The sequence below is a fragment of the Pseudoalteromonas sp. BSi20439 genome (genome assembly GCF_000241165.1).
Classification (GTDB): domain Bacteria; phylum Pseudomonadota; class Gammaproteobacteria; order Enterobacterales; family Alteromonadaceae; genus Pseudoalteromonas.
In genome coordinates this window covers 1-15,347 of sequence record NZ_BADW01000211.1, presented here as the reverse complement: position 1 = coordinate 15,347, position 15,347 = coordinate 1, and the positions used below count along the sequence as shown (strand labels likewise).

11 protein-coding genes and 1 pseudogene are annotated in these 15,347 nt (G+C 39.5%); 2 read left to right on the top strand and 10 right to left on the bottom strand.

Annotated elements, in window-relative coordinates; all coding sequences use genetic code 11:
* A partial coding sequence (locus P20439_RS15925) for a DUF2254 family protein (protein WP_036934454.1) occupies positions 1–901 on the top strand: 901 nt, incomplete at its 5' end.
* Here the strand turns inward: P20439_RS15925 and P20439_RS15920 are convergent.
* The 3 genes from P20439_RS15920 to ggt all read right to left on the bottom strand — a co-directional run bounded on the left by P20439_RS15920 (position 898) and on the right by ggt (position 5,536).
* On the bottom strand, positions 898–1,608 hold the full coding sequence (locus P20439_RS15920) for an SIMPL domain-containing protein (RefSeq protein ID WP_008114625.1): 711 nt from the start codon (positions 1,606–1,608) through the stop codon (positions 898–900). The two genes, P20439_RS15925 and P20439_RS15920, sit on opposite strands and share 4 nt — an antisense overlap.
* Before the next feature lie 108 nt (positions 1,609–1,716).
* Entirely contained in the window at positions 1,717–3,411 is a 1,695-nt protein-coding gene (locus P20439_RS15915; protein WP_008114623.1) for an NAD-dependent malic enzyme, read from the bottom strand.
* Positions 3,412–3,757: 346 nt separating this feature from the next.
* Positions 3,758–5,536 carry a gamma-glutamyltransferase gene (gene ggt, locus P20439_RS15910; protein WP_008114621.1) on the bottom strand — a complete coding sequence of 593 codons (1,779 nt, stop codon included), beginning with the start codon at positions 5,534–5,536 and terminating at the stop codon, positions 3,758–3,760.
* Between the two features lie 95 nt (positions 5,537–5,631).
* On the opposite strand from ggt, the gene rrtA reads away from it, so the two are divergent.
* Entirely contained in the window at positions 5,632–6,219 is a 588-nt protein-coding gene (gene rrtA, locus P20439_RS15905; protein WP_008114619.1) for a rhombosortase, read from the top strand.
* 42 nt (positions 6,220–6,261) lie between these two features.
* Here rrtA and P20439_RS15900 read toward each other — a convergent pair.
* The 7 genes and pseudogenes from P20439_RS15900 to P20439_RS15870 all read right to left on the bottom strand — a co-directional run bounded on the left by P20439_RS15900 (position 6,262) and on the right by P20439_RS15870 (position 14,629).
* Positions 6,262–8,764 (bottom strand): annotated as a pseudogene (locus P20439_RS15900) (prolyl oligopeptidase family serine peptidase).
* 105 nt (positions 8,765–8,869) lie between these two features.
* On the bottom strand, positions 8,870–10,039 hold the full coding sequence (locus P20439_RS15895) for an endonuclease/exonuclease/phosphatase family protein (RefSeq protein ID WP_008114616.1): 1,170 nt from the start codon (positions 10,037–10,039) through the stop codon (positions 8,870–8,872).
* On the bottom strand, positions 10,039–10,968 hold the full coding sequence (locus P20439_RS15890; protein WP_036934450.1) for a YeiH family protein: 930 nt from the start codon (positions 10,966–10,968) through the stop codon (positions 10,039–10,041). Before P20439_RS15890 ends, P20439_RS15895 begins: the two co-directional genes overlap by 1 nt.
* A 4-nt stretch (positions 10,969–10,972) precedes the next feature.
* The gene (locus P20439_RS15885; protein WP_008114614.1) at positions 10,973–11,197 is read right to left on the bottom strand and encodes a DUF2798 domain-containing protein; all 225 of its coding nucleotides are present in this window, start codon (positions 11,195–11,197) and stop codon (positions 10,973–10,975) included.
* A gap of 64 nt (positions 11,198–11,261) precedes the next feature.
* Positions 11,262–12,404 carry a 5-(carboxyamino)imidazole ribonucleotide synthase gene (locus P20439_RS15880; RefSeq protein ID WP_008114612.1) on the bottom strand — a complete coding sequence of 381 codons (1,143 nt, stop codon included), beginning with the start codon at positions 12,402–12,404 and terminating at the stop codon, positions 11,262–11,264.
* A 2-nt stretch (positions 12,405–12,406) separates the two neighbouring features.
* Positions 12,407–12,889: a 5-(carboxyamino)imidazole ribonucleotide mutase gene (purE, locus tag P20439_RS15875; RefSeq protein ID WP_008114610.1), complete on the bottom strand. Its 483-nt coding sequence runs from the start codon at positions 12,887–12,889 to the stop codon at positions 12,407–12,409.
* A gap of 153 nt (positions 12,890–13,042) precedes the next feature.
* On the bottom strand, positions 13,043–14,629 hold the full coding sequence (locus P20439_RS15870; protein WP_076919581.1) for an ABC-F family ATPase: 1,587 nt from the start codon (positions 14,627–14,629) through the stop codon (positions 13,043–13,045).
* Between the last annotated feature and the right edge of the window lie 718 nt (positions 14,630–15,347).

The following is a 15,347-nucleotide window of genomic DNA, read 5'->3' as shown; positions in this document are numbered from 1 at the left end:
AATCTCTTTAGGGTTATTTGTATTTTTTATTCACTCTATTTCAAAAGCAATTCAAGTTGATAACGTATTAAATGGGTTGTTTAGGCAAACCAAAAAAGAAATTCAAGACATTATCAATATGCAAAATGAAAACCCCGTTGATAACTTTCCCGAGTTTTCAAACTGGCATTCAATAAATAGTACGACCGAGGGTTACTACAAAGGGGTTCACACTAATAAATTGTGTGCCCTGCTAGCAGATGAAAACATTGAGCTGTTTATTACGGTTAAGCAAGGTTACTTTACAGTTAAAGGTTACCCGTTTTTAAAATGTAATAAGGATATTTCTGAGAACGAAGCGTTAATTGAGAAAATCCTAGACTGTTTTATATTTTATATAGAAGAATACATTAGTGACCATTACCGCTACGGTTTAACGCAAATTTCTGAAATTGCGGTAAAAGCTATGAGCCCAGGAATAAACGATCCGGGTACTGCCGTTAAATCTATTGATATGTTGAGTATATTATTAATAGAACGACTAAAGATTAATGCAATAAATTATTCATGCTATGAAAAAGATGAGCAACCATTGTTGTACTTTCATGAAACCAGTTTTGATGAACTACTTCATGATAACTTCACCCCTTTACGCAATTATGCAAAAGCCGATGCCTATGTAATGACTAACGTTATTGAGGCATTTAAAAATATTTTATTTATTGCTAATGAGAATGTGGATGCACGAAACAGTGTGTTTAATTATTTAAATGCCATTGTTGATGATATTAATCAGCACATAGTTAACGAATACGATCGTCAAGAGATTAGTAATATGCTGTATGCCATTGTGCGTATTAGTGAGTCACAAGGAAAGCAGTTGGTGGCACGATTTGAGCGCCACCCACCTATAAGCGCTTAATCAATATAATAAATTGCGTAACTTGATGCGCTTATTGTAATTTCACCAGCATGATATGCATCGGGTACATAGTTGCTCGGTGCACCATCAGCCATCATTACTTTTTCACTGCGCATGTAAGGTACTGATGGCATATCAAGCGGACTTAAAGACGCACTATATAAGCCTTTCAATTCAACATCAAAATCAGCACTTAATTCTTTTGCCGCTGCTTTAGCTTGTTTAATTGCCATTTTTTGCGCTTTTTTATGCAGCTCATCATAGTTGCTCGCTAAAAATTGGGTTTGCCTAATTTCATTAATGCCATTATTAACTAAGCTTTGTAAAAGCTCAGGGTATTTATTAATCGCAGAAAGTTTAATTGTCAGCGTTCTCGATACTTTAAAGCCGGTAAACTCTTGCTTACCTGTTTCACGGTTATATTGATTATCGCGATAGATTGAGATTTGACCAGCATTAATATCGGCATCAGCTACACCTAGTTTTTTTACTAAACTAATTGCGTTGGCCATAGTGGTATCGGTTTGTTTTTTTGCGGCAATTAAGTTTTTATCTATTTCAGTAATACCTACTGTTAATAGAACATGATCGGGCATAGTTGTTAGTGAAGCTTCACCTTTAACATAGATATGCGGCTCTTCAGGAGCACTGGTTGCATAGGCTGACGTACTCAGCAAAGCAGCCGTTATAATCGAAAGCGTTTTCATAAGTCTATCCTTTTAAATTTGATTGCCTTAGTTAACACCTTATGTGGTTAATTGCAGATGAACAAGCATAAAAAAACAGGCAAAAGCCTGTTTTTTAGTAATGAAGCATTAAATGCTGCAACGCTTGTAGTTACGATACTTCGGTAACCAGTAGTTTCTGTCGATGGCTGCCCACAGTGCATCATCTGAAATTTCAAGGGCAACGCCCTCTTCAATCGCTTTTTTAGCGACTGCAAAAGCAATGCGTTTACTCAGCGTTTCAATTTCTGTTAACGCAGGTAATAAGCTACCTTTACCTGTATTGGCTAATGGTGATGACTCTGCCAACATTTCGCTCGACATAATTAACATTGCATCGGTAATACGCGTTGCTTTAGCAGCAATTACACCTAAACCAATACCAGGGAAAATATAGCTGTTATTACATTGAGGAATGGGGTAAGTCACGCCGTTATAAACAACTGGGTCGAATGGGCTACCTGTGGCTACAATCGCTTTACCATCAGTCCATTTGATAACATCTTCTGGGTAAGCTTCTACTTGTTTAGATGGATTACTTAACGGGAAAATAATAGGTGCTTCACATTTCGCGTGCATAGCGCGAATAACTTGCTCAGTAAATAAGCCCGGTTGACCTGATACACCAATTAAAATATCTGGTTCAGCGCAGTGCATTACATCTAATAATGACGCGTATTCGCCACTGTAAGTCCAATCGGCTAGGCAGCTTGTTGGTTGCGCTAACATTTGTTGGAAGTCGCGTAAGCCTTCCATGCCATCAGTTAACAAGCCAAAGCGGTCAACCATAAACACTTGGCTGCGTGCTTGTGCTTCACTGATGCCTTCAGCCACCATAGTGCTAACAATTTGTTCAGCAATACCACAACCTGCAGAGCCTGCGCCGACAAACACGACTTTTTGAGTCGATAGTTTAGCGCCTTTAACACGACAAGCTGCTAATAAAGAGCCCACAGTAACCGATGCAGTACCTTGAATGTCATCATTAAAGCTACAAATTTCATTACGGTAACGCTTTAATAATGGCATAGCATTTGGTTGTGCAAAGTCTTCAAATTGCAGTAACACGCTTGGCCAACGACGCTTAACCGCTTTAATGAATAAATCTAAAAACTCATCGTACTCATCTTGCGCAATACGCTTATGTCGAGCACCCATGTACATTGGGTCGTTTAATAGTTTTTCGTTATTGGTACCTACATCAAGCATAACCGGTAATGTGTACGCTGGGCTAATACCACCACAGGCGGTATACAAAGAAAGCTTACCAATTGGAATCCCCATACCGCCAATACCTTGGTCGCCCAAGCCTAAAATACGTTCGCCATCGGTAACCACGATAACTTTAACTTTACCTTTAGTGGCATTACGTAAAATATCGTCAATTTGAAAGCGATCTTCATAAGAAATAAACAAACCACGGGCACTGCGATAAATATCAGAAAACTTCTCACAGGCATCACCCACCGTTGGGGTGTAAATAATAGGCATCATTTCTTCAATATGATCGCGTACCAAACGGTAGTAAAGCGTTTCGTTATTGTCTTGAATGGCACGTAAATAGATGTGCTTATTTAAGTTGTCATTAAAACTTGAGTACTGTTGGTAACAACGCTCAACTTGCTCTTCTATTGTTTCGTAACGAGGTGGAAGTAAACCAGCAAGATTAAAGTTTTCACGCTCTTTTTGGCTAAATGCACTTCCTTTATTCAATAACGGGGTTTCAATTAGGCCTGGGCCAGAATAAGGAATATAAAGATAATTTGGATCGGTATTTGTAGTCATATTTCCAAGCTTTACTGAATCTTAAATAATGATCTGCCATTATCATTGTTAAAGGCTAAATTGCAATGACATTTAAGCTTGTCAGACCATTGAAAATGTACAAATACAAGCGCTACTTTAGTATAAAGCCACTCATATTTGGTGAATATGTTAGCTGCCTGATGTGGGTTTAAAACGTTAAACGCGCTGCGTGCTTTGTTTAATGGTTACAACAGTGCCAATTATATTTAGGTTTGCTAATTTTTTTACGTTAGTTAACATGCTATTTTCAACCAAATAGTTATTAACTATTAATCTGTTACATTTAAAACAGCAGGCAGCAAACCTGCTGTTTATTATACATGTTTTAAAATTTAAATGAGGCTTTATTATTACTTAAATCAGATAACGCCATCCCTTCTCTGCGCGGATCGGCAGCGCCATACAAACGGTTGTTTTTTACCTCTACCGCATGCAAGCCTGAGTTTAGGTCAATCACACGTACATCATGGCCGCGCTCTTCAAGCTCTGGTACAAGCGCTTCAAGCTCAGTACCTTTCTCAAGGCTAGTATAATCATTACGATTAGTAGTACGCGGTAGATTAATGGCTTGTTGGGCGTTTAAATCCCAATCTAGAACACCAATAACCACTTGCGCTACATAATCAATAATACGACTCCCACCAGGAGAACCCACCACTAAGCGTAAGCTGCCATCTTGGTTAAATACCATCACCGGTGACATTGAGCTACGCGGGCGTTTATGCGCTTCTACTCTGTTAGCCACTAACTTGCCATTTTTACGTGGCGAAAGTGAAAAATCAGTTAGCTGATTATTTAAAATATAACCATTTACCATCACTGTTGAGCCAAACGCCATTTCAATAGAGCTGGTCATTGATACGGCGTTGCCGTTGCTATCAACAATCGATACGTGTGAGGTAGAGGGCAGCTCAAAAGAATCATCATTTGCATAGCTTAAGTAATCCACTGGATTGCCTGGCAATGCTTTTTGATCTTTTTCAGTAATTAATTTTGCGCGGGTGGCAATATAGTCTTTATTTAATAACTCTTGAGTAGGTACTTGGGTAAAGTCAGGATCGCCAATGTATTTATTACGATCGGCAAATGCAATACGTGAGGCTTGGCTAAAGTAATGAATTGCCTCGGCGCTATTGGCTTTAATATTTGCCATGTTTTTGTGTTCAAGCAAACCTAAAATTTGTAGCACTGCAACACCACCACTGCTAGGAGGCGCCATAGAGCACACATTATACACTCGATATTTTATACAAACGGGTGCACGCTCTTTACTGCTGTAATTAGCAAGGTCTTGCACAGATAATTTACCAGGCGCGATTTTTGATTTTTGCACCGCTTTTACCATGGCTTTAGCGTTATCGCCTTTGTAAAACGCATCTATTCCTTTTGAAGCAATATCTTTATATAAATTAGCCAGTGGCTGATTTTTTTTAATACTACCTACTTCAATTACTTTGCCATTAGGGAAAAAATACTCATTAATCACCGGCATACTCATTACGCCTGGGTTTAGTTGCCTAACCAGTAACCCATGTAATCGAGGCGATACTTCAAACCCTTGCTCAGCAAGGGTAATTGCAGGTTTAAATAAGCTAGCCCAAGGTAAGGTGCCATACTGTTTATGGGCGCTGGCAAACGCATGTAATATACCAGGTACGCCTACAGAGCGGCCACCTACAACCGCTTCTATCCATTTTACTGCATTGCCGTGTTTATTTAAAAACAGGTTAGCATCGGCATTACTCGGTGCGGTTTCGCGGCCATCAAAGCTGGTAAGTTTATTATTAGCTTTGTTGTAATACATCATAAATGTACCACCACCAATGCCTGATGATTGCGGCTCGACTAATGTAAGTACTAATTGTGTGGCAATAGCGGCATCAACAGCACTACCGCCTTGGGCTAAAATGGCTCTACCCGCTTGTGAAGCATACGGGTTTGCCGCGGCAACCATATATTTATCACCAGCCACTAATTGTTTTTGTACAACGCCAGTAGCCGCTTCAGGCTCACGTGTTTCAATTTGGCTTGCTTGCTGTGCAAATAAAGGTAAAGACAGTGCACTTAAAGAGAGAGCAAATAAAGAGTGGAGCTTAAAATTCATAATTACTGATTAAACTTAAATTGCATGGAAGATAATTGGCATCTTAAAGTTAAACAGGCACAATATGCAAAAATAAATATAAAAATGATCCCTAAATGCTTAATTTACCTCTTCAGCCGCGCTATGTTTTCCCTCCTTTGTGTTTAATTTTATTAAGCTCACTTTTAGCATGGCTGGGTATAAACGACGAACTTGAATTTAATCGTCAACTGATTGAACGAGGCCAACTATGGCGTTTATTTACCAGCCAATTTGTACATGCCAACTGGGCGCACTTAGGGTTGAATTGTGCCGGTATCGCGCTTATATGGTTATTGCATGGTGAGTACACATCACCAAGCAGATATGGTTTTAATATTGCCACATTGGCAATTTGGTGTGGCTTAGGTGTTTTTTGGTTTTGCCCCACAATTACAATTTACACAGGGCTTAGTGCCCTATTGCATGGCGTGATCATTTGGGGAGCGATAAAGGATGTCACTGTTGGACTTAAATCGGGTTATGTGTTGTTTATTGGTGTGTGGGTAAAGTTAATCGCTGAACAAATAAATGGCCCTAGTGCTGATATAGGCGCATTGATCAACTCAACGGTGGCTGTTGATGCACATTTAATTGGCGCGATTGGCGGCGCATTGTTGGGCGTTCCTTTAATTATTAAATTCATCAGCAAAAATAAAGAATAAAAAAGCGCCACATTGTGGCGTTTTTTATTAATTTACCGCTATTTATAGTGTTTCTTTAAACAACTTATAAATACGACGGTATTCGTCTAACCAGCTCGAAGGCTGCACAAAACCATGCGGCTCTACTGGGAAGATTGCTGTTTCAAAGTTTTCTTTCTCAAGTTCTATTAAACGCTGCACTAAACGCACTGAATCTTGAAAGAACACATTATCATCAACCATAGGCGCATTGATTAATAAATGCTTTTTAAGCCCTTCAGCATAGTAAATAGGAGAACTACGTTCATAAGCAATTGGGTCAACATCTGGGTGATTCAAAATGTTAGCGGTATAGCCCGTGTTGTAATGTGCCCAATCAGTCACAGGGCGAAGCGCCGCTCCTGATTGAAACAAATCTGGCGCGGTAAATAACGCCATAAAGGTCATAAATCCGCCGTATGAACCACCATAAGTACCAACCGCTTGAGTATCAACGTTGGCATTTTCAGCCATCCATTTTACGCCGTCAGCTAAATCTTGTGTTTCAGGTGTTCCCATTTGGCGGTAAATAGCAGTACGCCAATCACGGCCATAACCTTTAGAAGCACGGTAATCCATATCCATCACTACGTAACCTTCATCGGCAAGTAATGAATGAAACATAAATTCGCGAAAGTAACCAGACCAACCCATGTGTGAATTTTGCAGGTAACCGGCACCGTGGTTAAAAATAACCGCTTTACGGTTTTTACCTGTTTCACCTTCTTGGTAATCAGCCGGGTAATAAACTTTGGCGTATATTGGCTGATCTGTATGGCTTGAAGGCACAGCAACAATTTTAGGCGCCGTGAGTTTTTTAGCTAAAAAACGTCTCAGATACCGTGTTAGTTAAACGAGTTGCGGTTGTGTTTGCTTTAGCCTCAGCCACATAAAGCTCAGTGGGCATGGTAATTTTAGAGTGTCTTAATAATAACTTAGACTGATCTGGGCTTAAGGTATAATCCGTCATGCCATTTAAGTCTGTTACTTGCTCACTAACACCTGTTTGTGGGTTTACACGGTAAATTTCGTAAAGGCCAGGATGCTCAACATTCGCTTTATAGTAAATAGCGCTATTGTCATCAGTAAGGGTTAAATTAGATACTTCAAATTTACCCATGGTAAGCGCAGTCGCTTTACCATCAAGTGGCTTTTTATAAAGCTGACTATAGCCCGACTCTTCAGATAAATAATACAAGGTAGTGGAATCATTTAACCAACCAAAGTCGTTAAACGCATAGGCAATCCACGCATCGTCATGTAAACGATGTTGAGAGACAAGTTTGTTATTTTCAAAATCTACAGTGGCTAACCAACGATCTTTGTTATCCCATGCTTCAAGCATAATAGCTACTTGGCTACCATCATCGTTCCAGCTAATAGGTGATTGATTCCAACCCCAATCTGAAATAACGTTAATACCACGAGGCTGTTTTTTAGATTTATAGGTTTTGCCTTCACGGGCGTAGTTTTCTTTTTTAACCTCAGCAAGTACATCTTCATCAAAACCAGGTAAGGTATTGAACCCTAATGTGGTTTGGCTTTGATCTGCAAGGTTAATATAAACAAGCTCAGAAGTTTGCTTTTTAGAATCAGCTACGCGGCGGCGAACTTTTTTAGGCTCTATCGTCGCATCATCAGTGATGTAATTAGGCATAATATCGCCTTCACCACGCCATGAGCTTTTTTCTTGTACGACTACAATTAACGCATCGCCATTTGGAGAAAGCTCTGCTTCATCAACCGTGTTGCCATCGCCTAAATAATAATGAGTGTTAGCAATTGAGCTGTTATTAGCTTTTACTTGCTCTTTACGCGCATGCTTATCTTGTTTATTTTTGTGCTGCAGTGCAATGTAATCAATAAGCTTATGTTGCTCTTTGGCAATATAAGTTGATGGTTCTTTTACGCCTTGTGGTTTGTCAGCGAGTTTTAAATTGGCTATTTCGCGGGTTAAACCTGTGGTTAAATCCACTTTGAAAAAGATATTACCTTGACGATACGCTAAGTTACCATCGTTTAAAAACTGTGGTTTTGACTCAGTAGCAGAGCTTTGCGTAATTTGTTTAATTACGCCTGACTTTACGTTTTTGATAAATACGTTACCCTCAAACACATAAGCTTGAAGTGATTTATCGTTAGAAAAAACAGCTTTACTTGAACCAACACGGTGTAATTTTTCTAGTGCCACTTGCTCTGCTGTTTGTGAGTTTACAGCTTGAGTGAATAAATCTCTTAGCTCACTACCTTGCTGCTTACGCGCATAAATAATGGTACTTGAATCTGCACTCCAAAAAGCGCTTTGTGGCTGGCGTCCAATCCAATCAGGATGCGCCATGGCTTGTTCAAGGGTGATTTTTGATTCGCCCAAATCTGCGGGCGTGTTAACAACATTAGCAACGGTGATATTTGTTTGAATAGATGAGTCAGTAGAAGTTGTGGCGGTTGCGGTACAACCCGCTAACATAACACTTGATGCAACAGCGATTGCAACAAGTGTTTTAGAAGATGAGAATTTAAAAATCATAGTGCTTCTTGACGGTTATTATAATTAACCATATTTAAGCAGAAGCACCTTTATAATTGCAATTATTTAAGATAAACAACGCTGATATTGGGGTGAATAACCCGTTTATTCAACCGTTAAATCAAGCCATACCATGCGGTGGTCGCTTGATGCATTTCTATCTTTAATTAAACGATATAATTCGCTTTGCTTTTTCGGCCAAAATACACCGCCATCTTTAATGGTTAATCCATAGTTTGAAGGTAAAACGTAATCAACCCGTGCTTGCCAGCTAGCGGTATAATTTTTAGCATAAGCTTGTGAGTATTGCTCTTTAGCGCCCTCACTTGTTGGAATGAAGCCAGCGTTAATCAATGGGCTTTTAAGTATTTGATCTGTTGTATTAGTGCGCTTTTTATCACCCTCAGCAGTGGCATTTAAGTCACCTAAAATCACAAATCGGGATTGTGCTGCAAGGCCACCCTTTTTACCGTTATCATCATAGAGGTAACTTTCGTTATTAACGTAATCAGCAATGAGCCTAATTTCATCATGGTTGCGAATGCCATTTCTGTCTTCATCGCCATCAAACACAGGCGGTGTTGGATGCGACGCTAACATATGGACTACTTTATCGTTTACCTTTACGGGTATATCCCAAAAAGATTTAGAGCTTAAACGTAAAGCATTCCACTCTGCATCGTTATACCAATTGGTATTGGTTTTTGGGTCAACCGGCATTTTTACATTGGGTAAATCTTTGTGCTTAAAGGTTTGCAGGGTTCTGATATTGTCAAAATCAATTGGATAACGAGATAAAAACGCCATTGCATAATGGCCTTCAAAAAAACCAAAGCCCTGTGCATCACCCATTACACCGGTTTTTTTACCATCGTTGTCTAAGTCAAACTCAGTTGCTAAGCCAGTATTAACGGGGGCGATGTAAACGTATGGGTAATCAATTGCTGCTTGATTATTTTGCCCTACATTTAAGTAGTGGCTTTTAAAATACTCGATACCTTGCTCTTTTGGAATGTAGTCAAACTCATTGAGTAACACCACATCTGGGCGGACACGTTGGATTATTTCAGCAATATTTTTAATTTGCTGGTGGTCTGAACGAAGCGCGTTTACCAGTGCATCACTTTTTACTTGTTCATTTTTAGCGGTGTAATTAGTGGCGTCCATACTAACATTGAAGGTTGCTACGCGTAGCGATTCAGCCAATACAGGGCTGGTAGAAAAAACAGCAAATAACACACTGCTGATTGCTGTAATACTCAGATTACGTTTCATTATATGAATCCATCTATAATTAATAATAAAATAGTGCTGCTGACAATAACCCACAAAGTAATGGCCATCAAAAACGGCTTTATACCTGCTTGTTTAAGCACTGATAACGACAAACCACTGCCAATTAGGAACAGTGTCATCACTAATAATTGCTTAGCCGCACTATTAATAAGTTCCCATGTGGATGAAAACGACGGCATATAAGTATTAATTAATGCGGCTAATAAAAAGCCCACAATAAATAAAGGAATACTCGCCTTTTCGTCAGAGCGCATAAACACTCCCGCAACCGCTGTATAAGGAATGATCCACATCGCACGGGTCAATTTTACCGTAGTGGCAATACTCAGTGCCACAGCACCATAAGTAGCCGATGCCCCCACTACGCTGCTAGTATCGTGAATGGCTAATGCGGCCCACAGACCAAATTGCTGTTGGGTTAACTCAAAATAGTGCCCAATTGCGGGAAATAATAATAATCCCACGCCATTGAGTAAAAATACAATCCCTAAGGCAACAGCGACTTCGTGATCTTTAGCTTTTATGACCGGTGCCATAGCGGCAATGGCGCTGCCACCGCAAATAGCGGTACCAAATGAAATTAGCACGCCTGTATTACGATTAAGCTTAAAAACCTGGGTTAAAATCTCTCCAAGCCCGATTATGGCAGTAATACTAACAATTGTTAATACTAAAGAGCTGCGTCCCACCTCAATTACTTCATTAAAATCAACAGCAAAGCCTAAGCCCACAACGGCAAGCTTGAGCATCACTTTACTGGCCTTTTGAGAAAGCTCACTAAACGGGTTGCCTAAGGTAATGGCAAATATGGCGCCTAATACCAATGCACTTCCTGCTCCTATAAACGGAGTCATACACAGTGCCAGTAATAATATGAATGTTGGCTTATGCAGTTTAGCGATCATCATAGTTTTAAGCCCGAATAAGTTTATTAGTCAGTTTATGGACAACGGGGGCAACAAATACAACTGTGGGAAAAGCAATACAAAAAGCAAATAACCACGCTTTAAGCCATATAGTTACAATATTATCGACCATACCCACATTAAATATTGAAATAACAAATGACATAAACCCTGACATGAAAAGTGCCATAAAAAAAGCAAACACAATAGTACGAAACTTTGGATGAACCATTGAAAAACAACCTTTAGAAGGTAAAGCGATAAATTGCATTAAATTTATCGCTTTATTTTTTAACTTATAATAGCGATTTGCTGGTAGCTAATACACCTGGGTAATCCTGCTCTGGCAAGCAAGATGTAAGTTCACTTAGGCGGCTACCTAATTGCTGTAAACTCTCACCCGAAACATTAATATGCCCCATTTTACGACCGGGCTTAACGCCTTTACCATACCAGTGACTGGTTACATCCGCCGTTTTTAAAACATCAGCAGGAATATGTGCTTGGCCTAATACATTGATCATAGCAGTAGGTTGCTTAATTTGCGTATTACCCAAAGGTAACCCTGCAACAGCACGCATATGGTTTTCAAATTGCGAGCAGTGAGCACCTTGCTGTGTCCAGTGTCCTGAGTTATGCACTCGAGGAGCTATTTCGTTAACTAATAACGTACCTTGAACATCAAAAAACTCTATGGCCAATACACCTACATAATCAAGTTCTTGTGCTATACGAGTAAATGCCGAGGTCGCTTGGCTCTCTACTAAACTATTATCTTTACCGGCTAGTGAAAGGGTTAACACACCGTTTGTATGTTGATTTTCTGTAAGTGGATAAATTGCAACGTTACCCTCTTTGTCGCGCGCGCCAATAATAGAGACTTCACGATCAAACGGGATCATTTTTTCAGCAATAATTGAATGAGGTGCACGCTCTGTACCTGATGCAATAAAGTCAGCCATTTCAGCCCAAATAGTGTCTATTTCATCATCTGATTTTAAACGCCACTGGCCTTTGCCGTCATACCCAGCTTGACAGGTTTTTATTACTAACGGTTTGCCTAATGTTTTAACTGCTTGTTCAAGATGCGCTTTTTCAGTAATAAGTTGGTATGGCGCACAAGCTACTTTGGTTTTATCTAACAAGGCTTTTTCAAGTGAACGGTCACCACCGGTTTTTATTGCTTGTTTACCTGGATAAAACTTATTGCTATTACAGCAAAGCGTTAATACATCATCGGGAATATGCTCAAACTCAGCGGTAATCGCATCGGCATCATCGATAGCTTGCTCAAGTGTGGTTGAATACACTTGGTTGGTTAGCGGATGCACAATTTTTTGGCTGCCAACATCATAAGCAACCACATTTAAATTAAGCGGTGCGCCAGCAAGGCTCATCATTCGCGCAAGCTGCCCAGCACCTAAAATTAATATAGTCATTATTACTCTGCAGGATTTGGGTTAGCTAGAATAGTGTCGGTTTGCTCTTTACGGAACGCTTCAATTTTGGCGAAAATTTCAGGATTTTGACAGCCTAATATTTGTGCAGCCAATAAACCTGCATTAGCTGCACCTGGCTCACCAATAGCCAATGTACCTACAGCAACGCCCTTAGGCATCTGGCAAATAGACAATAATGAATCAACACCATTTAACGCTTTTGACTTAACTGGAACGCCTAAAACGGGCAATGATGTAAACGCTGCAGCCATACCCGGTAAGTGAGCCGCCCCACCTGCGCCAGCAATAATCACTTTAATGCCACGCTCGCTTGCTGAACTTGCGTAATCAGCAAGTAATTGAGGAGTACGGTGAGCAGAAACCACTTTAGTTTCATAAGCAATACCAAATTTTTCTAGCATCAGCGCAGCGTGTTCCATGGTTGGCCAATCTGATTTAGAACCCATAATAATGCCAACAGTCATAAATACTCCTCAGTAATGTATTTTAAAAATAGCGGACTTATGTCCGGTTTTATGGCGGGTATTATATACTTAAATACCGCAATAATGCGACCAGCAGGCAATAAAAAAGCCATGTTAAACATGGCTTTTTTAAAATGCTTGAAATACTTGCTGTTATGCTTCTTTACTCGCCAAGTATTCGCTGTAGTTTCCTCTAAAGTCGATTATTTTACCGTCTTTAATTTCCCAAATACGGGTAGCAACTGATGATACAAACTGACGGTCGTGAGACACAAACATCAGAGTACCTTCATATGCTTCAAGTGCTAAGTTAAGCGCTTCTATAGATTCCATATCCATGTGGTTAGTCGGTTCATCCATTAATAAGATATTTGGTTTATGCATCATGATTTTACCAAACAGCATACGACCTTGCTCACCACCTGAAATAACTTTTACAGATTTTTTAATATCGTTTTGCGAAAACAACATACGACCCAAGAAACTACGAACAACTTGCTCGTCATCACCCTCTTGCTGCCACTGCTCCATCCACTCAAATAAGTTCATGTCTTTTTCAAACTCATCGGCATGATCTTGTGCATAATAGCCAATGTTAGCATTTTCGGACCATTTAAACTCACCGCTTTTAGGTGCTAAACGCCCTGCTAAGGTGTTTAGTAGTGTTGTTTTACCCACACCATTCTCACCAATAATAGCAATGCGTTCACCTACTTCAACTAGGCCTTCTAATCCTGAGAATAAAGTTTCTTCAAAGCCTTGCGATAAGCTGGTCATTTCAAGCGCGTTACGGAATAACTGCTTTTCTTGTTCAAAACGAATAAATGGCGACTGACGTGATGAGGCTTTCACTTCGTCTAATTGAATTTTATCAATACGTTTTGCACGTGAAGTGGCTTGCTTTGCTTTTGAGGCATTAGCAGAAAAGCGCGATACAAACTGCTGTAGTTCAGCAATTTGGCTTTTCTTTTTGGCATTTTCACTCAATAAACGTTCGCGAGCTTGAGTTGCTGCAAACATATATTCATCGTAATTACCCGGGTAAATACGTAGCTCACCATAGTCAATATCGGCCATGTGTGTACAAACCGAGTTTAAAAAATGACGGTCATGCGAGATGATAATCATGGTACAGTCACGTTGATTAAGTACATCTTCTAACCACTTAATCGTGTATATATCCAAGTTATTGGTAGGCTCATCAAGCAACATGATATCAGGGTCTGAAAACAACACTTGAGCTAATAGTACACGCAATTTAAAACCGGGTGCGATTTCAGACATAGGACCGTAATGTTGCTCTGTCGCTATACCAACACCTAATAATAGCTCACCCGCTTTTGACTCGGCAGAATAGCCATCCATTTCAGCAAACTCAGTTTCAAGGTCGGCTACTTTCATGCCATCCTCTTCACTCATCTCAGGTAGGCTATAGATACGGTCACGCTCTTGTTTAATATCCCAAAGCTCTTTGTGACCCATAATTACAGTATCGATCACTGAGTACTCTTCGTAAGCGAATTGATCTTGATTTAGTTTAGCAACACGTTCATTAGGATCTGTGCTTACATTACCCGATGATGGCTCAAGCTCACCGCTTAGAATTTTCATAAACGTTGATTTACCACACCCATTGGCACCAATTAAACCATAACGGTTTGATTCGCCAAATTTAGCTGAGATATTTTCAAATAACGGTTTAGCACCAAATTGCATGGTGATGTTAGCTGTACTAATAATAGCGCTACCCTCCAAGGGAGACTGAAGTATTTAAATTGCGCGCAGTTTAAACCAAACGAGTGATTTTTTCTATGAAAGTTTATGTAACAACCTAAAGTAAAGAAGCGCTGTTTATTAACTATTAAAGCATTAAAACAGACAAAGGAATGGACGGATAAATGGACAAAAAAGCTGAGTAAAATTCACTCTTGTGCTGTTTATGCAGTAAAAATATGTTTAATAAAAAAACAATCGCCGTTACAGACAAATAACTAAATTAAACGTGCTAAACCGCTAATTGGTCGCATTTTACTTTTATTAACATTTTATACGGCTATATTAACGTTTTTTATAGTATTAGAGTTTTAGCTCTACCTATGCCGAAAGTAATAACTATGAAAAAAACTCAACTCCCCCTCCCCTGCATTTAAGCCAAATGTCTTATTCCAAAATTCGATAGTAGTTTATACGGCTACAAAATGAAAACAGCATTAACTTAAAATGAACAACACCCAATTTTTGCATTAATATTCATTGATAATTTTTCACTTTTGAGCCTTTTATTGCTTTGCTAGTCTGCACCACTTCAAATTTAGTAATCATAAAAACGTCTTTATTAGGCAAGGCACACACAATGAAAATAAAATTAGTATCGCTGGCGATTGCAGGTGTTTTAGCTACACCGAGTGTTTCAGCAATTGAAGTATTTAAGGATGAAAAAAATACAGTCGCTATTGGC

Excerpts from the sequence above, each read along its gene's own strand:
- P20439_RS15920 (WP_008114625.1), bottom strand. The coding sequence starts at position 1,608 with ATGAAAACGCTTTCGATTATAACGGCTGCTTTGCTGAGTACGTCAGCC.
- P20439_RS15915 (WP_008114623.1), bottom strand. The coding sequence starts at position 3,411 with ATGACTACAAATACCGATCCAAATTATCTTTATATTCCTTATTCTGGC.
- ggt (WP_008114621.1), bottom strand. The coding sequence starts at position 5,536 with ATGAATTTTAAGCTCCACTCTTTATTTGCTCTCTCTTTAAGTGCACTG.
- rrtA (WP_008114619.1), top strand. The coding sequence starts at position 5,632 with ATGCTTAATTTACCTCTTCAGCCGCGCTATGTTTTCCCTCCTTTGTGT.
- P20439_RS15895 (WP_008114616.1), bottom strand. The coding sequence starts at position 10,039 with ATGAAACGTAATCTGAGTATTACAGCAATCAGCAGTGTGTTATTTGCT.
- P20439_RS15890 (WP_036934450.1), bottom strand. The coding sequence starts at position 10,968 with ATGATGATCGCTAAACTGCATAAGCCAACATTCATATTATTACTGGCA.
- P20439_RS15885 (WP_008114614.1), bottom strand. The coding sequence starts at position 11,197 with ATGGTTCATCCAAAGTTTCGTACTATTGTGTTTGCTTTTTTTATGGCA.
- P20439_RS15880 (WP_008114612.1), bottom strand. The coding sequence starts at position 12,404 with ATGACTATATTAATTTTAGGTGCTGGGCAGCTTGCGCGAATGATGAGC.
- purE (WP_008114610.1), bottom strand. The coding sequence starts at position 12,889 with ATGACTGTTGGCATTATTATGGGTTCTAAATCAGATTGGCCAACCATG.